At 73.5% G+C, this 19217-nt stretch carries 11 protein-coding genes; 8 read left to right on the top strand and 3 right to left on the bottom strand.

The window, feature by feature from the left end; translation table 11 throughout:
- Positions 1–94 precede the first annotated feature (94 nt).
- The 4 genes from I3F54_RS12890 to I3F54_RS32370 all read left to right on the top strand — a co-directional run bounded on the left by I3F54_RS12890 (position 95) and on the right by I3F54_RS32370 (position 3607).
- Positions 95–1054 (top strand): NAD(P)-dependent oxidoreductase, encoded by a 960-nt coding sequence (locus I3F54_RS12890; RefSeq protein ID WP_240118844.1) that lies wholly within the window; start codon positions 95–97, stop codon positions 1052–1054.
- Positions 1042–1791, top strand: a complete 750-nt coding sequence (locus I3F54_RS12885) for a spherulation-specific family 4 protein (RefSeq protein ID WP_240118843.1) — start codon at positions 1042–1044, stop codon at positions 1789–1791. Before I3F54_RS12890 ends, I3F54_RS12885 begins: the two co-directional genes overlap by 13 nt.
- A gap of 62 nt (positions 1792–1853) precedes the next feature.
- On the top strand, positions 1854–3032 hold the full coding sequence (moeZ, locus tag I3F54_RS12880) for an adenylyltransferase/sulfurtransferase MoeZ (protein WP_240118842.1): 1179 nt from the start codon (positions 1854–1856) through the stop codon (positions 3030–3032).
- 275 nt (positions 3033–3307) lie between these two features.
- Positions 3308–3607 (top strand): hypothetical protein, encoded by a 300-nt coding sequence (locus tag I3F54_RS32370; RefSeq protein ID WP_240118841.1) that lies wholly within the window; start codon positions 3308–3310, stop codon positions 3605–3607.
- On the opposite strand, the gene I3F54_RS12870 is transcribed toward I3F54_RS32370, so the two are convergent.
- From I3F54_RS12870 to I3F54_RS12860, 3 genes are all read right to left on the bottom strand, one after another.
- Positions 3559–5112: an alpha/beta hydrolase gene (locus I3F54_RS12870; RefSeq protein WP_240118840.1), complete on the bottom strand. Its 1554-nt coding sequence runs from the start codon at positions 5110–5112 to the stop codon at positions 3559–3561. The genes I3F54_RS32370 and I3F54_RS12870 overlap by 49 nt on opposite strands.
- A 143-nt stretch (positions 5113–5255) precedes the next feature.
- Positions 5256–6803, bottom strand: a complete 1548-nt coding sequence (locus tag I3F54_RS12865) for an alpha/beta hydrolase (protein ID WP_240118839.1) — start codon at positions 6801–6803, stop codon at positions 5256–5258.
- A 72-nt stretch (positions 6804–6875) separates the two neighbouring features.
- Positions 6876–9632, bottom strand: a complete 2757-nt coding sequence (locus tag I3F54_RS12860; protein WP_240118838.1) for a lysylphosphatidylglycerol synthase transmembrane domain-containing protein — start codon at positions 9630–9632, stop codon at positions 6876–6878.
- 186 nt (positions 9633–9818) lie between these two features.
- Between I3F54_RS12860 and I3F54_RS12855 the strand changes: the two genes are divergently transcribed.
- From I3F54_RS12855 to I3F54_RS12840, 4 genes are all read left to right on the top strand, one after another.
- On the top strand, positions 9819–10205 hold the full coding sequence (locus I3F54_RS12855) for an MGMT family protein (RefSeq protein ID WP_240118837.1): 387 nt from the start codon (positions 9819–9821) through the stop codon (positions 10203–10205).
- A gap of 276 nt (positions 10206–10481) precedes the next feature.
- Entirely contained in the window at positions 10482–13838 is a 3357-nt protein-coding gene (locus I3F54_RS12850) for an ATP-dependent DNA helicase (protein ID WP_240118836.1), read from the top strand.
- Positions 13839–13952: 114 nt separating this feature from the next.
- On the top strand, positions 13953–17678 hold the full coding sequence (locus I3F54_RS12845) for an ATP-dependent DNA helicase (RefSeq protein WP_240118835.1): 3726 nt from the start codon (positions 13953–13955) through the stop codon (positions 17676–17678).
- Between the two features lie 10 nt (positions 17679–17688).
- A complete protein-coding gene (locus I3F54_RS12840; RefSeq protein WP_240118834.1) occupies positions 17689–19092 on the top strand; it encodes a dipeptidase in 1404 nt (467 codons plus the stop codon).
- Positions 19093–19217: the final 125 nt, after the last annotated feature.

The raw sequence follows: 19217 nt of genomic DNA, 5'->3' as shown, positions 1-19217 counted from the left end.
CACCCGCGCCGGTCCGCACACCATCGGAACACCCCGAAGGAGAACACCAGATGATCACGTCCCGACCCGAGGATTCGGCCCGGGGAGCCGTGCGATGAGGGTCCTGCTGATCGGAGCCAACGGCTATCTCGGCCGCTTCGTCGCCGACCGGCTGCTCGCCGACCCGGCCGTCCAGCTCACCGCACTCGGCCGCGGCGACGACGCCGACGTCCGCTTCGACCTCGCCACCGGCAGCCCCGGAGCACTCACCCGCTTCCTCGACGCGGTCCACCCCCAGGTCGTCGTCAACTGCGCCGGCGCCACCCGTGGCGGCGCCCGTGACCTCACCCGGCACAACACCGTCGCCGTCGCCACCGTCTGCGAGGCCCTGCGACGCAGCGGCTGCGGCGCCCGTCTGGTCCAGATCGGCTGCGGTGCCGAGTACGGCCCGAGTCAGCCCGGTTCGTCCACCGCCGAGGACGCCGTGCCCCGTCCCGGCGGCCCGTACGGCGTCAGCAAGCTCGCCGCCACCGAACTCGTCCTCGGGTCCGGCCTCGACGCCGTCGTCCTCCGCGTCTTCTCGCCCGCCGGACCCGGAACCCCGGCCGGCTCCCCACTCGGCCGGCTCGCCGAGGCCATGCGCCGCGCCATGCAGTCCGGGGACGGCGAACTCAAGGTCGGCGGTCTCGGTGTCCAGCGCGACTTCGTCGACGTCCGGGACGTCGCCCGGGCCGTGCACGCCGCCTCGCTGTCGGCCGCGCAGGGCGTCATCAACATCGGTTCCGGCCGTGCCGTCCGGCTGCGGGACGCCGCCGCCGTCCTGGCCCGCGTCGCCGGATACGGCGGCGCCCTCCACGAACTCGACGGGCCCCCCGGCCCGCTGCGGGCGTCCATCGGCCACCCCCGCGCCGACTCCGACCACCCGGCACCCGTCGCCTTCCCCTACCCCGACGGCTGCGGCAGCTGGCAGCAGGCCGATGTGCGCACCGCACGCGACCGGCTCGGCTGGCGTCCCCGGATCAACCTGGAGGAGTCACTCGCCGACATCTGGATGGAGGCGGCATGCCGTATCTGACCAGTACCCCGGCGGGTGCCCAGAGCACCGACATCCGTGCCGGCTTCGGCGTCCCCGGACTCGCGCACCCCCTGCTCGCCCGGGCCGAGTGGGCCGAGCTGGCCCGGCCCGGCGCCCCCCTGCACTGGGTCGTCCTGGACGTCGCCGACGGGCCCGGTACCCGGCCCGACCCGCAGTGCCTGGAGGCCGTCGGCCGCCTGCGCAACTCCGGCGTCCGCGTCCTCGGCCGCCTCGACGCCGGCTCCGGCCTGCGCCCGCAGGGCGCTGTGCGGGGCGACGCACAGCGGTACCTCGACTGGTACCGGGTCGACGGCTTCCTTCTCCGGCGCTGTCCCGCAGGACGCGCCGAACTCCCCGGCGTCCGTCACACGGTGGGCGCGCTGCGCGGCCTGAGTGACGACGCCCACATCGTCCTCGGTCACGGCGCCCACCCGTACCCCGGCTACGCCGAGATCGCCGACCAGCTGGTGACCTTCGCCGGCGCCTGGAACGACTACCGCTGGTCGCAGGCGGCCGAATGGACCGCAGAGCATTCTCCGGAGCGTTTCTGCCACTTCGTCCACGGAGTGCCCCGCCCCCACCTGGAGGAGGCGCTGCGCATCGCACGGTGGCACGGCGCGGCCACGATCTACTTCACCGACCGCACCGATCGCGGTGGCCGGGTCGACCCCTGGGAGACCATGCCCGGCTTCTGGGACGAAATCGTCTCGCGGATCGGAACAGGTGTCTCGGAATGAAAGAGCGCGTGGCAGTGTTACGGCAGAACAACCGTAGTGATTGACCGACCAACGGAGTCCCCGTGTCGCTGCCACCCCTGGTCGAGCCGGCTGACGAGCTCACCGTAGACGAGGTCCGCAGGTACTCCCGCCACCTGATCATCCCCGACGTGGGGATGGACGGGCAGAAGCGGCTGAAGAACGCCAAGGTGCTCTGTGTGGGCGCCGGCGGCCTGGGCTCGCCGGCGCTGATGTACCTGGCCGCCGCGGGCGTGGGCACGCTCGGCATCGTGGAGTTCGACGAGGTCGACGAGTCCAACCTGCAGCGCCAGATCATCCACAGCCAGGCCGACATCGGCCGCTCCAAGGCGGAGTCCGCGCGTGACACCGTCAAGGGCATCAACCCGTACGTGAACGTGATCCTTCACGAGGAGCGGCTGGAAGCCGACAACGTGATGGACATCTTCAGCCGGTACGACCTGATCGTCGACGGTACGGACAACTTCGCGACCCGCTACCTGGTCAACGACGCGTGCGTGCTGCTCAACAAGCCGTACGTGTGGGGTTCGATCTACCGCTTCGACGGCCAGGCCTCCGTCTTCTGGTCCGAGCACGGCCCCTGCTACCGCTGCCTCTACCCGGAGCCCCCGCCCCCCGGCATGGTTCCCTCCTGCGCCGAGGGCGGCGTCCTCGGCGTGCTGTGCGCGTCGATCGGCTCCATCCAGGTCACCGAGGCGATCAAGGTCCTCGCCGGCACCGGTGAGCCGCTGGTCGGCCGCCTGATGATCTACGACGCCCTGGAGATGCAGTACCGCCAGGTCAAGGTCCGCAAGGACCCCGACTGCGCGGTCTGCGGCGAGAACCCGACCGTCACCGAGCTCATCGACTACGAGGCCTTCTGCGGCGTCGTGTCCGAGGAGGCCCAGGAGGCGGCGGCCGGCGCGACGATCACTCCCAAGCAGCTCAAGGAGTGGATCGACGGCGGCGAGAACATCGAGATCATCGACGTCCGCGAGACCAACGAGTACGAGATCGTGAGCATCCCGGGCGCCAGGCTGATCCCGAAGAACGAGTTCCTCATGGGAACCGCCCTGGAGAGCCTCCCGCAGGACAAGAAGATCGTCCTGCATTGCAAGACGGGTGTCCGCAGTGCGGAGGTCCTCGCCGTTCTGAAGTCCGCCGGGTTCTCCGACGCCGTCCACGTCGGCGGCGGTGTGATCGGCTGGGTCAACCAGATCGAGCCGCACAAGCCGGTCTACTGACCACCGCCCTCGCCGACCGGCGAGGCTGAAGAAGCCCACGTCTCTGGCCAGCTCAGAGGCCGTGGGCTTCTGTCATTGCCGACCTGACACCCGGCCGCCCCGGTCGAGCACCACCTCAAGCGGGGCGGCCGGGGAGAGCGGGGCGGGGAAGCGAGGGAGCCGTAGTCGGGCGCTCCGCATACGGCACGACCGCCTCACCACGTCGCTCTTCCGCGTCCCGGACGATCCGCTGCCGTACCTCTTCGACGTCCTGCCGGCCACTCCGCCCGACGGCAGTGCCGCCGTCGGCCGCCGCCTACGAGGCCGCGGCCGGCGGCGCCCAGTACCCCGTCGGGAGCATCCCCTTCAGCCGGGAGGACTGGCGGATCCAGTTCCGGGATGCCTGGCCGGGGCTGGCGGAGGCGTGCTGCCGGTACGACCCGCGCCACCTCCTGACCCCCGGCCAGGGCGTCTTCCAGCCCGCAGACCGTGGCGGGGCCGGCCGGTGGACCCGGTGGACGCCCGGGTCCACCGGGCGGCCCCGCCGTCAGGAGCAGACCTTGCCGTCCTGCGGCACCGCGCCCTTCAGCAGGTAAGCGTCGATCGTCGAGTCCACGCAGCCGCTGCCGCTGCCGTAGGCCCCGTGTCCCTCGCCCTTCCAGGTGAGCACCACGCCGACGCCCTTGCCCAGTTCCTGCGCCATCCGCCGGGCGCCCTCGTAGGGCGTGGCCGGGTCGCCGGTGTTGCCGACGACGAGGATGGGCGCCGAGCCCGGCGCGCTCACCTCCGGGGTGTCGTACTGGCCTGGCACCGGCCAGTCGTGGCACCAGCCGGCCGTGTCCCAGCCGAGGAAGGACCCGAAGACGGGGGAGATCTTCTCGAACTCCGGCAGCCGCTTCTTCGTCTCGGCCACCGTCGGCCGCTGCTTGTCGTCCAGGCACGATATGACCCGCTGCGAGTGGGTCGTGGTGCCGTAGTGCCCCGAGCCGTCGCGATCGTTGTAGCCGTCGGCGAGGGCCAGCAGCTCGGAGCCGTCGCCCTCGTCGGCCGCCTTCAGGGCGCTGGTCAGGCTCGGCCAGCTGTCCTGGCTGTAGAGCGGCAGGACGATGCCCGTGACGGCGAGGGTCTGCGTCAGTTTCCGGCCCGAGGAGGTCGGCAGCGGCTCGGCGTCGAGCCGCTTCAGCAGCGCCGCGATCCTCCGGCTGCCCCGGTCGGGATCCTGGCCGGTCGACTTCAGGTAGTCCTCCAGGGCGCGCTGAAAGCCGCGTGCCTGGTTCTCGGCGTGGCCGACGGTGTCGGCGCTCGGGTCGACGACCGCGTCCAGCACCAGCCGGCCCACGCGGCCGGGGAACAGGTGGGCGTAGACGCCGCCGAGTTCGGTGCCGTAGGAGATGCCGAAGTAGTGCATCTTGTCGTCGCCGAGGACCTGGCGCATCAGGTCCATGTCGCGGGCGGTGTCCGTGGTCGACACGTGTGCCATCAGCTTCCCCGCGGCCTTCTCGCAGCCCTTGCCGAAGTCGGCGGCGTCCTTGAGGTAGGCCGCCTCCTCGGCCGGGGTGTCGGGGGTGGCGTCGATGGATTCGGCGGCCTGGATCCTGTCATCGCTGCGGCAGCGCACGCCGTGGCTGGCGGCGACACCGCGCGGATCCCAGCTGACCAGGTCGTACCGCTCGTGCAGCGAGGAGACGAGCGAGGCGTAGGCCGGCATGGTGGCCACACCGGAGCCGCCGGGGCCGCCGAAGTTGAAGAGCAGTGATCCGATGCGGTCGCCGCCCCGGGCCTTCTCCCTGATCAGGGCGAGCCCGATGGTCTCCCCGCCGGGCTTCGACCAGTCCAGGGGGACCTTGAGTGTCGCGCACTGCCAGTCACCGCCGGGCGCGGGGGAGTCCGCGGTGCCCCGGCAGCGCCCCCAGCCGAGCTTCTGCGAGGTCAGCGACGACGGCAGTTCCGCCGCGGAGCCGGACGGGGCGGACGCGCTGCCCGTCCCCGGGCTCCGCCCCCCGCTCCTGCCGTCCTCGGGCGACGACGATCCGCTGCTGCACCCCGCCACCAGCAGTGCGGCGGCGGCACCGACCGCCGTCCACCGAGCCACTCGCACCATGTGTCTTCCCCCCTCGTGAGCCGTCCGCATCGGGCGTCGGACGGCGGTCAGGTCATAGTAGGCGGATCACAGCTCACCCGTCCGAGCCTGTGGATAACCATCTGACCTGGCACTTTGCTGGTTCGGCCGGGAAGTGTCCGGGATCACGGGCCGCAGACGGTCCCGGCGTCGGGCACCTTCCCCTCCAGCAGGTAGCCGTTCACCGCGCTCTGCACGCAGGGGTTCTTGCTGTCGTACGCGCCGTGCCCCTGGCCCCTGTACGTCAGCTCCACGCCGACCCCGTCGCCGAGCGCCTGCGCCATCTTCCGCGCCCCCTCGTAGGGCGTGGCCGGGTCACCGGTGTTGCCGACGACGAGGATCGGCGCCGAGCCCGGCGCGCTCACGTCGGGGTGATCGGCGGCGCCGGGCACGGCCCAGTCCGTGCAGCTGAGCATGCCCCAGGCGAGGTAGGCGCCGAACAGTGGTGAGGCTGTCCGGAACTCCGGCAGTCTCTGCTCCACGTAGGCGGTGTCGTACCGGGGCTTCTCGTCGGCGCAGTTGATGGCGGCGTTGGCGGCGGCGATGTTGCTGTACTCGCCGTTCTCGTTGCGGCCGTTCAGCGAGTCCGACAGGGCCATGAGGATGCTGCCGTCGCCGCCGTAGGCCTGGTCCAGCCCCTCGGTGAGATACGGCCAGAAGTCCTTCGAGTACAGAGCCTGTGCGATGCCGTTGGTGGCGTCGGTCTGGGTCAGCTCACGCGGGAAGACACCGGGGATCGGCTTGCTGTCCAGGTCCGCCAGCAGCTTCGCGATGCGGTCCTGGACGTCTTGCGGGGTGTCCCCGACGGGGCAGTCCTCCTGCTGCGACGTGCAGTCCTCGGCGAAGTTGTCGAGTGCGAGCTGGAAGCCCTTCGCCTGCCCCAGGGACCCCTGCTCGGGAGTCTGCGTCGGATCGACGACCGCGTCGAAGACGGCCCGGCCCACGCGGCCGGGGAACAGGTGGGCGTAGACGCCGCCGAGTTCGGTGCCGTAGGAGATGCCGAAGTAGTACAGCTTGTCGTCGCCGAGGACCTGGCGCATCAGGTCCATGTCGCGGGCGGCGTCGGTGGTGCGCACGTGCGGCAGGATCTGCTCGGAGTTCTTCTCACAGGCCGCGTTGAACCGGCGCGTGTTCTCCAGCAGGGTTGCGCGCTCGGCCGCGTCGTCCGGGGTCGCGTCCTGCTGGAAGTACGCGTCGAGCTGCTGGTCGTCCTCGCACTTCACGGGGGCGCTGCGCCCGACCCCGCGCGGGTCGAAGCTGACCAGGTCGTAGCGGGTGCGCAGGGCAGCGTAGTCCTCGCCGAAGGCGGGCAGGGTGGTGACGCCCGAGCCGCCGGGGCCACCGAAGTTGAAGACGAGCGAGCCGATGCGCCGGCTCTCGTCGCCCGAGGTCTTCGCCCGGATCAGTGCCAGGCCGATCGTCTCGCCCCGGGGGTCGTCCCAGTTCAGCGGCGCCTTCATGGTGGCGCACTGCCACGAGGCGCCGTCCGGGAGCGGCGAGGGTGCCGCGCCGCCGCCCTCCGCCGCGGACGGGGCCGGGCAGTCCTCCCAGTTCAGCTCCTGGGCCGTCAGGTCGTCGTCTGCTTCGGCGGTGTCGCTGCACCCCGCCAGCAGGGACGTCAGCAGCAGCGTGGCGGTCAGGGCGGCGGCGCGCAGCCGGGAGGGGTTGGGCATGGCCCCATCCTGCTGCGTGCCGCGCGCACGCGCGCGGGACGCGGGCCGTACGAGGTACGCGGGCCGCACCTGCTACAGGGCGCCCTTGCGGGTGAGGTGGTTGAACGCCAGCCAGCCCGGCAGAACGGGCAGCCACAGCGTGAGAAGCCGGTACAGCAGGACGGCCGGCGCGGCGACCTCCTTGGGCAGTCCGACGGCGATCAGGCCGACGGTCAGGGTCGCCTCGACGGCGCCCACGCCGCCCGGGGTCGGCGCCGCGGAGCCGAGGGCGTTGCCGGCGAGGAAGACGACGGCGACGCTCGCGATGCTCAACGTCGTGGACTCGCTGCCGAAGGCGCGGATGGAGGCGTCCAGGCACATCACGAAGCAGACCGTCAGCAGCAGGATCCCGCCGATGCCGGTCAGCAGCTTCTGCGGGCGCTGGAGCACGTCGAGCATGCGCGGCACGACCCCGGCGAACAGCGACCGCACGCGCGTGGCCACGAACTTCCGCAGGAACGGCACCGAGGTGACCACCAGCACGAGCACCGCCACCGTCAGCAGACCGGCGATGACCGTGCGGGACGGCGACAGCGACGGGGTCTTCTCGGTGCCGGTGAGGTAGCCGAAGGCCAGCAGCATCAGGATGTGCGCGCCGAGCCCGACGAGCTGCGAGGCGCCCACGCTGGCCACCGCCAGTCCCGGACGGACCCCCGACCGCTGCAGGTAGCGCGTGTTGAGGGCCACGCCGCCGACCGCGGCCGGTGCCACGATCTTCACGAACGATCCGGCCACCTGGGCCGCCACGGCGCGCAGGAACGGCACCCGCTCCGGTACGAACCCCAGCAGCTGCATGGCCGCAGCGACGTAGCTGAGCGAGGAGAACAGCACCGCCGCCGCGACCCAGCCCCACTTGGCGTTGGCGATGAGCGGACCGAACTCGATGTGGGTGAGCTGAGTGAGCAGGAAGTACGCGCCGATGGCGCCGGCGATGAAGCTGATCAGCGTGCGCGGGCGCACGCGTTCCAGACGGGCGGGCTCGACGGGGGCCTGGGGCCGGATGCGCAGCACCTCGTGCCGGATCTGCGTGAGCAGGTCCTCTTCGCGTGCCTCCTCCGCGGCCTCGTCGATGGCCCGCTTCTCCGCACGCGTGTGCGCCCGTGCCGTCTTCTTGCCGGACACGGTCTCCGCGTCCTCGCCGGCCGTCTCCGCGCGGGCCAGCTTGGCCTGCCGGGAGGCCTCCAGGACCGCCTCCCGCTCGCGCTGAGCGCGCTCCCGGGCCAGCTTCCGCAGCGTCGCGCGCGTGTCGCGGGTCAGGGCGATCGGCTGGAGCATCGGCAGGCAGTCGGCGACCGCTTCCGGGCCGAGCACGCTCACGGCGGAGGCCGCGGCCCGTTCGGCGCCCACCCGCAGGGCGAGCGTGGTCACCAGCTGGGCGACGTCCATGCGCAGAAGCAGGTCGCCAGCCGCGATCTCGCCGCCGCGCAGGTCGGTCAGGATCACCTTGCCGGAACGATCCACCAGAATCGCGTCACCGGCCAGCCTGCGGTGCGCGATGCGGCGCGACTGCAGCGCCTGCACCTGGAGCCAGGTACTGCGCAGCAGCTCGTCGGTGATCTCCTCGTCCGGCAGCGAGTCCAGGGTGTGTCCGCCCGTGTGCTCGTAGACGAGCATCACGGCGTCCGGACCGAGTTCGGAGGTCGCGATCAGCTTGGGTGCGTTCGCGCCGGCCGCGATGGCCGCGTAGGCGAGCAGTGCCTCCTGTTCCAGGGCCTGCCGCAGCGACTGCAGGCTGCTGCGGGTGGCGAAGCCGCGCAGGGTCAGATTGCGCCAGGCGCGGTAGAAGAAGCCCTGTGCCTGCTGCTCGCGGTCCACGACCGTCACGTCCAGCGGCGGGCCGTCCTCCAGGGTGACGAAGTAGCGCCGGCCGCGGTCGGCGTTCTCGGCGGCCTCCCCGGCGTCCTCGCGGGCCGCGCTGACCGGGTGGAAGCCGACGGTCCGCAAGCCCGCCATCAGCGTCTGGCCGGTGGGACGGACGTTGGGTGAGCCGACCGCGTAGAGCGTGCCGTACGCCACCGTCCAGCCGATGAGGACCGTCAGGATGATCGAGAAGGGGGTCGTGTAGCCGGTGACGAGCATCGAGAACGCGTCGAGCAACAGCACGATCCACAGCACCGACCGCCAGCGCGGTCTGCGGGACATGCCGACGGCGGTCATGTACGCGATGACCGGCGCGAGATAGCCGTGGACCGGGTCCGTCAGCGCCTGGATGTCGCTGGGGGAGGGCTGGGTGAGCGCCTCCTGGATCGAGCCGGGCGCGGCCTTGGCCACCCACAGGTCCGTGGCGAGGGTCACACCGTGGGCGAGGACGGCGGCCAGCACTCCGTCGGCGATGCGCAGCCCGTCCCGTTTGATCAGCCGCTCGATCGCGAACGCGACCGGCACCAGCAGGATGGCGATGCTGGAGGCCAGTCCCGCGATCTTGATGAGCAGATCGGGAGCCTGGCCGGTGCCCTTGTTGATGTCCTGTTCGAGCCCCGAGGTCGTGCCGTGGGCGAAGGCCGCGATCCCGAGCAGGACCGCGATGGCGAGCACCCCCACCAGGAGCCGCATGAGGTCCGAGGGGCGGTGCACGCGCGCGGGGAGCAGCGGTTCGTCGCCCTCCACCTCGTCGATGTGCACCACCTCACGAGTCTCGCCGGGGGCGGACGCGTCGTCGCTCCGGTCGTGCGGGGTGTCCGGTTCCGTGGCGTCCTGGTCGTGCCGGCCGTCCTGGCCCTCGGTGCCGGGGCGTGACGCCACGCCAGAGCTGCCCTCCGCGTCCCCGGGGTGCACACCCTGCTGTTTCATCGTCTCTTCTTGGTCTCGTATCACCGGTCACCGCCCGCACGATGGTGGCATGCCGCACCGACACACGGGGGCATCAGGGTGCAAATGCGGGGGCGCACAGTCTGCCGGAGGCGCCGTCCGGGGACGAGGGTCACGCACGGTCGCACGCCCGCCGTACTGTCGGTGGGGTGGTGCAGGATGGGACGAATGAGCGAGCAGAGCCTTCCGGGCGACGCCCATGCGGAGTACACCGACGCGCTGCCCGAGTACGCCGAACGGGTCCTTGAGGTCGCGGAGTCCGTGCCGGCCGGGCGGGTCCTGACCTACGGGGACGTCGCCGAATGGCTGGAGGAGGGAGGGCCCCGGCAGGTCGGCCGTGTGATGGCCCTCTACGGGGGTGCCGTGCCGTGGTGGCGTGTCGTGCGCGCCGACGGCGTGCTGCTTCCCGGCCACGAGCTGCGGGCGCTCGCCCGCTACCGCGAGGAGGGGACGCCGCTGAAGGAGGCCGGGAGAGCCGCTGGGGGCCGTATGCCGCGCCTCGACATGCGCCGGGCGCGGTGGGACGGCGGCGGACACGCACAGGGTCACATCTGACAGCTTCCGGCATCGTCCGCCTCCCCGTGTGACGCGTGATCCGTACGGGGGAATCGGGGCACAGGGGTGCCATGACGTACGTTCGTGAGGTGAGGGGCCGGCGTGGCCCGGGTGCCGGGAGTGCCGCGAGTGCTCTGCGGGAAGAAGGGGAATCCCTACTTCCGCACTGGTCGCCCACGTAGCGTCGGCAGCGCGCGCCCCCTTCATCCCGCCGCCACCGATCCGCACGCGCGGCGGTCGCCCCACCAGTACACCCACCCAGGACCGGCGAACCACGTGAGCTCCTCTTCCTCCACCAGGCGCCTCGCGCACCCCCAGGTGCGCGAGGGGAACCGTGGCGCTTACCGACTGGTCCGTACCCCGCCGACCCGTGTGGATCCCCCTCGTCTGGACGCCGCCCAGCGTGCCGTGGTTGACCACGAGGCGGGCCCGCTGCTCGTCCTCGCGGGCCCGGGCACCGGCAAGACCACCACACTGGTGGAGTCGGTGGCCGCCCGGATCGCCCGCGGCGGCGACCCCACCCGGATCCTGGTGCTCACGTTCAGCCGCAGGGCCGCCGCCGAACTGCGCGACCGCATGGCCCTGCGCATGGGAGCCTCCCGCGCCCCTCAGGCGACCACCTTCCACTCGTTCTGCTACGCCCTGGTCCGCGCCCACCAGGACAGCACCCTGTTCACCGAACCGCTGCGACTGCTGTCCGGCCCCGAGCAGGACGTCACCGTCCGCGAGCTGCTCGCCGGCCAGAGCGGCCTGGAACGGCTCGGCCTCGCACACGTGCGCTGGCCGGAGGAGTTGCGGGCCTGCCTGACCACCCGGGGCTTCGCCGACGAGGTGCGGGCCGTCCTCGCCCGCAGCCGCGAGCTGGGCCTCGGCCCCGACGCCCTCGCCGCCTTCGCCCGCCGCATCGGCCGTCCCGACTGGGGCGCCGCCGCCGCGTTCCTCGCCGAGTACCTGGACGTCCTGGACCTGCAGGGTGTGCTCGACTACGCCGAGCTGGTCCACCGCGCGGTGCTCCTCGCCGACCGCCCCGAGGCCGCCGCACGGCTCGCCGACCGGTACGACGCCGTGTACGTCGACGAGTACCAGGACACCGACCCCGCCCAGGTCCGGCTGCTGCACGCGCTGGCCGGCGGTGGACGCACCCTCGTCGCCCTCGGCGACCCCGACCAGTCGATCTACGCCTTCCGCGGCGCCGACGTCGGCGGCATCCTCGACTTCCCGCAGTCCTTCCCGCGCCCGGACGGCCGGCCGGCGCCCGTCGAGGTCCTGCGGGTCTCCCGCCGCTCCCCGGCCGCCCTGCTGGCCGCCACCCGGCTGCTGACCCGGCGCATGCCGCTCACCCGGCTCCCGGCCGACAGGGTGCGCGCCCACCGGGAACTCACCCCCCTCCGCGAGGGGGGCCGCGTCGAGGTGTACACCTACCCGACGGCCGGCACCGAGCTGGACAACATCGCCGACATCCTGCGCAGGGCCCATCTGGAGGACGGCGTCCCCTGGCGCGACATGGCCGTCCTGGTGCGCGCCGGCTCCCGCACGATCCCCACGGTCCGCCGCGCCCTCACCGCGGCCGGCGTCCCGCTGGACATCGACGGCGACGACCTGCCGCTGCGCCACGAACCCGCGGTCGCCCCGCTGCTGACCGCACTGCGCGCGGTGGCCGCCGCCGAGGCCGAGCAGGCGGCGGACCCCGCCGGTGACACGCCGTCCGGCGAGGACACCCCGTCCGGTGCCACGCACGCGGAGCCCGGCGCCTGCTGGCTCGACACCGAGACCGCCCTCACCCTGCTCGCCTCGCCCCTCGCCGGCATGGACGCCGCCGACCTGCGCCGTCTCGGCCGTGCCCTGCGCGAGGAGGAGCGCGCCGCGGGCAACCCGCTGCCACCTCCTTCCGACGACCTGCTCACCCGGGCCCTCGCCGAGCCCGAGCGACTCGCCGTGCACGACCCGGCCTACGCGCGCGGTGCCCAGCGCCTGGGCGCCCTGCTGGGCAGGGCCCGCGGGCGTCTCGCGGCCGGCGGCACCGCCGAAGAGGCGCTGTGGGACCTGTGGGAGGGCACACCGTGGCCCGCGCGCCTGGAGCGCGCCGCCCGGCGCGGCGGCGCCGCCGGCCGCAACGCCGACCGCGACCTGGACGCCGTGTGCGCCCTGTTCGCGAACGCCGCACGCGCGGAGGAGCGCACCGGCGGCCGGGGCGCCCTGAACTTCCTGGCGGAGACCGAGGCCGAGGACATCGCCGCCGACACCCTCACCCGGCGCGCCCAGCGGCCCGACGCGGTCCGCCTGATGACCGCGCACCGCGCCAAGGGCCTGCAGTGGCGCCTGGTCGTCGTCGCGGGTGTGCAGGAGGGCCTGTGGCCGGACCTGCGCCGTCGCGGATCCCTGCTGGAGGCCGACCGCATCGGACGCGACGGACTGGCCCAGCCCCTCACCCCGGGCGCGCTGCTCGCCGAGGAACGTCGCCTGTTCTACGTCGCCGCCACGCGCGCGCGGGAGCGCCTCGTCGTCACCGCGGTGAAGGCTCCGGCCGACGACGGTGACCAGCCCTCCCGCTTCCTCACCGAGCTCGGCGTCGAACCGAAGGACGTCACCGGCCGGCCGCGCCGCCCCCTGTCCGTCGCCGCGCTCGTCGCCGAACTGCGCGCCACCACCGTCGACCCGCGCGTCTCCGCCGCCCTCCGGGAGGCCGCCGCCCGCCGGCTGGCCCGGCTCGCCGCGCTCACCGACGACGGCCGCCCCCTCGTGCCGTCCGCGCACCCCTACCGCTGGTGGGGCATGTGGGACCCGACCGAGAGCAGGGTGCCGCTGCGCGACCGCACCCAGCCCGTCGTGCTGTCCGGCAGCGCCCTCGACCAGCTCGCGGGCACCTGCGCCCTGCAGTGGTTCCTCGGCCGCGAGGTCAAGGCCGACGCGCCCGCGACCGCGGCCCAGGGCTTCGGCAACGTCGTCCACGCCCTCGCCGACGAGGTCGCCTCCGGTCACACCCCGGCCGACCTCGCCGTCCTGATGGAGCGCCTGGACTCCGTGTGGAACGCGCTCGCCTTCGACGCGCCGTGGAAGTCGCAGCAGGAGAAGGCCAACGCACGCGTGGCGCTGGAGCGGTTCCTGGAATGGCACGTCATGGACCGCTCCGGACGCACCCCGGTCGCCAGCGAGCACGACTTCGACGTCACCCTGGAAGCCGGGGACCACACCGTGCGCATCCGCGGCCAGATGGACCGCGTCGAGACCGACGGCGAAGGCCGTGCCTACGTCGTCGACTTCAAGACCGGCAAGCAGGCCCCCAGCGCCGCCGAGGTGGCCCGCCACCCACAGCTCGCCGTGTACCAGCTCGCCGTGCGCGAGGGCGCCGTCGACACCGCTTTCGACGGGGACCGCCCCGCACCCGGTGGCGCCGAACTGGTCCAGCTGCGGCAGGGCGCCGCGAAGCGGGAGGGCGGCGAGACGCTGCCCAGGGTGCAGGCCCAGGAGCCCCTGGACGGCACGTCGGGCGAGTGGGTGGGCGAGCTCCTCGCCACCGCTGCGGGCAAGGTCCTCGACGAGCGCTTCACCCCGACCGCCGGGCAGCACTGCACGCACTGCGCCTTCCGCGCCTCCTGCAGCGCCCGGCCCGAGGGACGGCACGTGGTGGAGTGACCGGCCGGGCACGGCCCTGTGACGGATCGCACGACACGCGCCGACCTGCGCCGGCCCCGGTGTGGTGGGGTGGGACGGCCGCCGCTGTCGGTACCTCCCGTTAGCCTCTCTGAGGTGTCCGCGCGCCTCACCGACCCCGAGCAGCTCAAGGAGCTCCTCGGCATCCCCTTCACCCCGGAGCAGACGGCCTGCATCGTCGCGCCCCCCGCCCCGCAGGTGATCGTGGCCGGAGCCGGATCCGGCAAGACGACGGTGATGGCGGCACGTGTGGTCTGGCTGGTCGGCACCGGGCAGGTCGCCCCCGAGCAGGTCCTCGGCCTGACCTTCACCAACAAGGCCGCCGGTGAACTCGCCGAGCGCGTCCGCAGGGCCCTCGCCGCGGCCGGCGTCACCGACCCCGACGCCGTCGACCCCGACCAGCCGGCCGGCGAGCCGGTGATCTCCACGTACCACGCCTTCGCCGGCCGCCTGCTGAGCGACCACGGTCTGCGCATCGGCCTGGAGCCGAGCGCCCGCCTCCTCGCCGACGCCAGCCGCTACCAGCTCGCCGCGCGCGTCCTGCGCGAGGCCCCCGGCCCCTACCCGGCCCTCGTCCGCTCCTTCCCCGATCTCGTCAGCGACCTGCTCGCTCTCGACGCCGAACTCGCCGAGCACCTCGTACGTCCCGAGGCGCTGCGTGCGTACGACGCCGAGCTGCTGCTGAGCCTGGACGGCGCCCGGCTCAGCAACGCCGACCTGCGCAGGGTCCCCGAGACGGCCGCCGCCCGCCGGGAGCTGGCCGAACTGGTGGTGCGCTACCGGAGCGCCAAACGCGAACGGGACCTGCTCGACTTCGGCGACCAGATCGCCCTCGCCGCGCAGCTCGCCCGGCTCCCCGAGGTCGGCCGCATCCTGCGCGAGGAGTTCCGCGTCGTCCTCCTCGACGAGTACCAGGACACCTCCGTCGCCCAGCGCGTCCTCCTCGCGGGCCTGTTCGGCGGCGGCACCGGCCACCCGGTGACCGCCGTCGGCGACCCGTGCCAGGCGATCTACGGCTGGCGTGGTGCCTCCGTCGCCAACCTCGACGACTTCCCCGAGCACTTCGCCCACCCCGACGGCCGGACCGCCGTCCGTCAGGCGCTGAGCGAGAACCGCCGCAGCGGCGGTCGCCTCCTCGGCCTCGCCAACGACCTGGCAGCCCCCCTGCGGGCCATGCACGCGGGCGTGGAGGCCCTGCGCCCGGCCCACGGTGCCGAACACGACGGCACCGTGCGCTGCGCGCTGCTGCCGACCCACGCCGAGGAGATCGACTGGATCGCCGGGTCGATCGCCCACCTGGTGCACACCGGCACCGCCCCCGGTGAGATCGCCGTGCTGTGCCGGACGGCGACCGACTTCGCGGAGATCCAGGGCGCACTCGTCGCCCGCGACATCCCCGTCGAGGTCGTCGGCCTCTCCGGTCTCCTCCACCTGCCCGAGGTCGCCGACCTCGTCGCCGTCTGCGAGGTCCTGCAGGACCCCGGCGCCAACGCCTCCCTGGTCCGGCTGCTCACCGGGCCCCGCTGGCGCATCGGCCCGCGCGACCTCGCCCTGCTGGGCCGCCGTGCCCGGCTGCTGGTATCCCCTGCGCGCGTGGGCGGCGACGAGGACCCCGACCGCCGGCTCGCCGCCGCCGTCGAGGGGGTCGACCCGGCGGAGGTGATATCGCTCGCCGACGCCCTCGACACCTTTCTGGAGACCCCGCTGGACGGCGCCGGCCACGACGACGGGCTGCCCTTCTCGCCCGACGCGCGCGTGCGGTTCGCCCGCCTCGCCGCCGAACTGCGCGACCTGCGCCGCTCGCTCGCCGACCCGCTCATGGACGTCCTGCACCGCGTCCTCGCCGTCACCGGGCTGGAGGTCGAGCTGTCGGCGTCCCCGCACGCCCTCGCCGCCCGCCGCCGCGAGACGCTGTCCAACTTCCTGGACGTCGCCGCGTCCTTCGCCGCCGGCGACAACGAGGCGTCCCTCCTGGCCTTCCTCGGCTTCCTGCGCACCGCCGCGCAGTACGAGAAGGGCCTCGACAACGCCCTGCCCGGTGGCGAGAACACCGTCAAGGTGCTCACCGCGCACAAGTCCAAGGGCCTGGAGTGGGACGTCGTCGCCGTGCCCGGTCTGGTCAAAGGCACCTTCCCCAGCGGCCAGGGGCGAGAGAAGTGGACGGCCCAGGCCAAGGTGGTGCCGCACGGCCTGCGCGGTGACGCCGAGACCCTGCCCGACGTGCAGGCGTGGGACGCGCGCGGCCTGAAGTCCTTCCACGACGCCATGAAGGACCACCAGCACACCGAGGAACTCCGGCTCGGCTACGTCACCTTCACCCGCCCCCGCTCGCTGCTGCTCGGCTCCGGGCACTGGTGGGGTCCCACGCAGAAGAGGCCGCGCGGCCCCTCCGGCTTCCTGCTCGCCCTGCACGACCACTGCGCCGCCGGGTACGGCGAGACCGAGGCCTGGTCCGAGGCACCCGAGGAGGGCGAGGAGAACCCCGCCCTGCACCGGGCCACCGCCGACCTGGCCTGGCCCCTGCCGCTCGACGCCGCCGCCCTGGCCCGCCGACGGGCGGCCGCGGAGACGGTCCTCGCCCACCTGGACGCCCTCGCCGACGGGCCGCCCCACCACCTTCCGGCCCCCCATGTCCCCGACACCCACCACGACCCCGACTGGCCCCCGCCGCCCGAGGACGACGACCTGCCGCACGACGACGTGGATCCCCCGTACGACGGGGCGGCACCGCCGTACGGCCCCCGGCACGACGGCACCGACCCGTCGTGGGACGACCCGGCACCGCCGCACGACGGCGGCGGACCCTGGTACGACGGCGGCGGCCCGCCGTACGACGGAGACGACCCGTTCGAGGCGGGACAGCGGGACGCCGACCCGCGCGGTCAGGACGCCCCCGACCCCGATCCGTTCGACGGCGCCCCGCCGGACGGTGACCCGCCCCAGGGCCCCGCCCCCGACCGGAGCGCACGTCCCCCGGACCGGACGCTCCTCCCGCACCAGGCGACCGCACCGGAAGCCGACGGCGCACGCCCGGGGCGCTCCGGGCGTACCGGCGCGCCCGCGGGCCCCCGGGCGCCGCTGACCGCACCCCTCACTCCCGAGGAGGCCCGCACCGTCGCGTCCTGGGACCGTGACCTCGACGCACTCGCCGGGGAGCTGCTGCGCGCCCGGCAGACGGTCACGGAGGTCCCCCTGCCCGCGTCGCTGAGCGCGTCGCAGCTGCTGCGCCTGGCCGCAGACCCGGACGGCTTCGCACGTGAACTCGCACGCCCCATGCCCCGCCCCCCGCAGCCGGCCGCACGCCGCGGCACCCGCTTCCACGCCTGGGTCGAGGCCCGCTTCGAAGAACTCACCCTGCCCCTGCTGGAGCCGGACGAGCTGCCCGGCAGCGACGCCGAGATCGCCGACGAACGCGAGCTGGAGGTGCTCAAGGAGGCCTTCGAGCGCACCGCATACGCCCACCGCACACCTCACCTGGTCGAGGCCCCCTTCCAGATCGACATCGCCGGCCGCGTCGTGCGGGGCCGCATCGACGCCGTCTACAAGGAGGGCGACGGCGACACGGCGACGTACGAGATCGTCGACTGGAAGACCAACCGCGCCCGCGACGCCGACCCGCTCCAGCTCGCCGTGTACCGCCTTGCCTGGGCCGAGCAGCGGGGTGTCCCCCTGGAGTCGGTCACGGCGGCGTTCCTGTACGTCCGCACCGGCGAGGTCGTCCGCCCCGGCGGCCTGCCGGACCGGGCCGCACTGGAGCGGCTGCTGCTCGGCGGTCCGCCGTGTGACGAACGGCCCAGCCGGGACGTCACGGAGTGCCGATAGGCTCGTGACCATGAGCCAGACCCCGGACAGCGCCGTCCGCGCGTACATCCAGCACCACCGCACCGCCTTCCTCGACGACCTCACCGCATGGCTGCGCATCCCGTCCGTGTCGGCCCAGCCCGGCCACGCCCCGGATGTGCGGCGCAGCGCCGACTGGCTGGCGGCCAAGCTCACGGAGACCGGCTTCCCCACCGTCGAGGTCTGGCAGACTCCCGGCGCCCCCGCCGTCTACGCCGAGTGGCCCTCCGCCGATCCCGCTGCGCCCACCGTCCTCATCTACGGCCACCACGACGTGCAGCCCGCCGCCCGTGAGGACGGCTGGGACAGCGAGCCGTTCGAACCCGTCGTCCGCGGCGCCCGTCTCTACGCGCGCGGGGCCGCCGACGACAAGGGGCAGGTGCTCTTCCACACCCTCGGTGTCCGGGCCCACCTCGCCGCCACCGGCCGCACCGCCCCGGCCGTGCACCTCAAGCTGCTGATCGAGGGCGAGGAGGAGTCCGGCTCGCCGCACTTCCGCGCCCTGGTCGAGGAGCACGCCGGCCGACTGGCCGCCGACGCCGTGATCGTCTCCGACACCGGCATGTGGTCCGAGGACACCCCCACCGTGTGCACCGGCATGCGCGGCCTCGCCGAGTGCGAGATCCGCCTGCACGGCCCCGACCAGGACATCCACTCCGGCTCCTTCGGCGGCGCCGTGCCGAACCCGGCCACCGCCGCGGCCCGCCTGGTCGCCGCCCTGCACGACGAGCACGCACACGTGGCGATCCCCGGCTTCTACGACGGCGTGGTGGAGCTCACCGAGCGCGAACGGGCGCTCTTCGCCGAGCTGCCGTTCGACGAGGAGCGCTGGCTGCGCACCGCGAAGTCGCACGCCACCCACGGCGAGGCCGGGCACACCACGCTGGAACGCATCTGGGCCCGCCCCACCGCCGAGGTCAACGGCATCGGAGGCGGCTACCAGGGCCCCGGCAGCAAGACGATCGTCCCGTCCTCGGCGATGCTCAAGCTGTCCTTCCGCCTCGTGGCCGGTCAGGAACCCGGCCACGTCGAGAAGGCCGTGCGGGCCTGGGCGGACGATCAGGTGCCCGCCGGAATCCGGCACGAGATCACCTTCAGCGGAGCCACCCGCCCGTGCCTGACGCCACTGGACCACCCGGCCCTGCAGTCCGTCGTCCGCGCCATGGGCCGCGCCTTTCAGCAGCCCGTCCGCTACACCCGCGAGGGTGGCTCCGGTCCCGCCGCCGACCTCCAGGACGTCCTCGGCGCCCCCGTGCTCTTCCTGGGCATCTCCGTCCCCTCCGACGGCTGGCACGCCCCCAACGAAAAGGTCGAGCTGGACCTGCTGTTCAAGGGCGTCGAGACCAGCGCCTACCTGTGGGGCGACCTCGCCGAGTCCTGGCGCCATGCGCCCTGAGCTCCTGCCGCCGCTCGGAGCGCACCGAGGGCCGGGGCACACTGGAAGGGCCGCCCCGCACCCGCCGACCGCCGCCGAGCACCCGCCGGGGCCCGCCCCGGCAGGGGGCCTCCCGCTGTACGCAC

It is taken from the genome of Streptomyces sp. MUM 2J, from assembly GCF_022414535.1.
Classification (GTDB): Bacteria; Actinomycetota; Actinomycetes; order Streptomycetales; family Streptomycetaceae; genus Streptomyces.
Note: the sequence above shows the minus strand (reverse complement) of the source record. Positions and strands in the feature narration are given on the sequence as shown.

Bases quoted from the DNA above. Each gene is read 5' to 3' on its own strand.
- I3F54_RS12840 (WP_240118834.1), top strand. From the start codon at position 17,689: ATGAGCCAGACCCCGGACAGCGCCGTCCGCGCGTACATCCAGCACCAC.
- I3F54_RS12865 (WP_240118839.1), bottom strand. From the start codon at position 6,803: ATGCCCAACCCCTCCCGGCTGCGCGCCGCCGCCCTGACCGCCACGCTG.
- I3F54_RS12855 (WP_240118837.1), top strand. From the start codon at position 9,819: ATGAGCGAGCAGAGCCTTCCGGGCGACGCCCATGCGGAGTACACCGAC.
- I3F54_RS12890 (WP_240118844.1), top strand. From the start codon at position 95: ATGAGGGTCCTGCTGATCGGAGCCAACGGCTATCTCGGCCGCTTCGTC.
- I3F54_RS12870 (WP_240118840.1), bottom strand. From the start codon at position 5,112: ATGGTGCGAGTGGCTCGGTGGACGGCGGTCGGTGCCGCCGCCGCACTG.
- I3F54_RS12885 (WP_240118843.1), top strand. From the start codon at position 1,042: ATGCCGTATCTGACCAGTACCCCGGCGGGTGCCCAGAGCACCGACATC.
- I3F54_RS12860 (WP_240118838.1), bottom strand. From the start codon at position 9,632: ATGAAACAGCAGGGTGTGCACCCCGGGGACGCGGAGGGCAGCTCTGGC.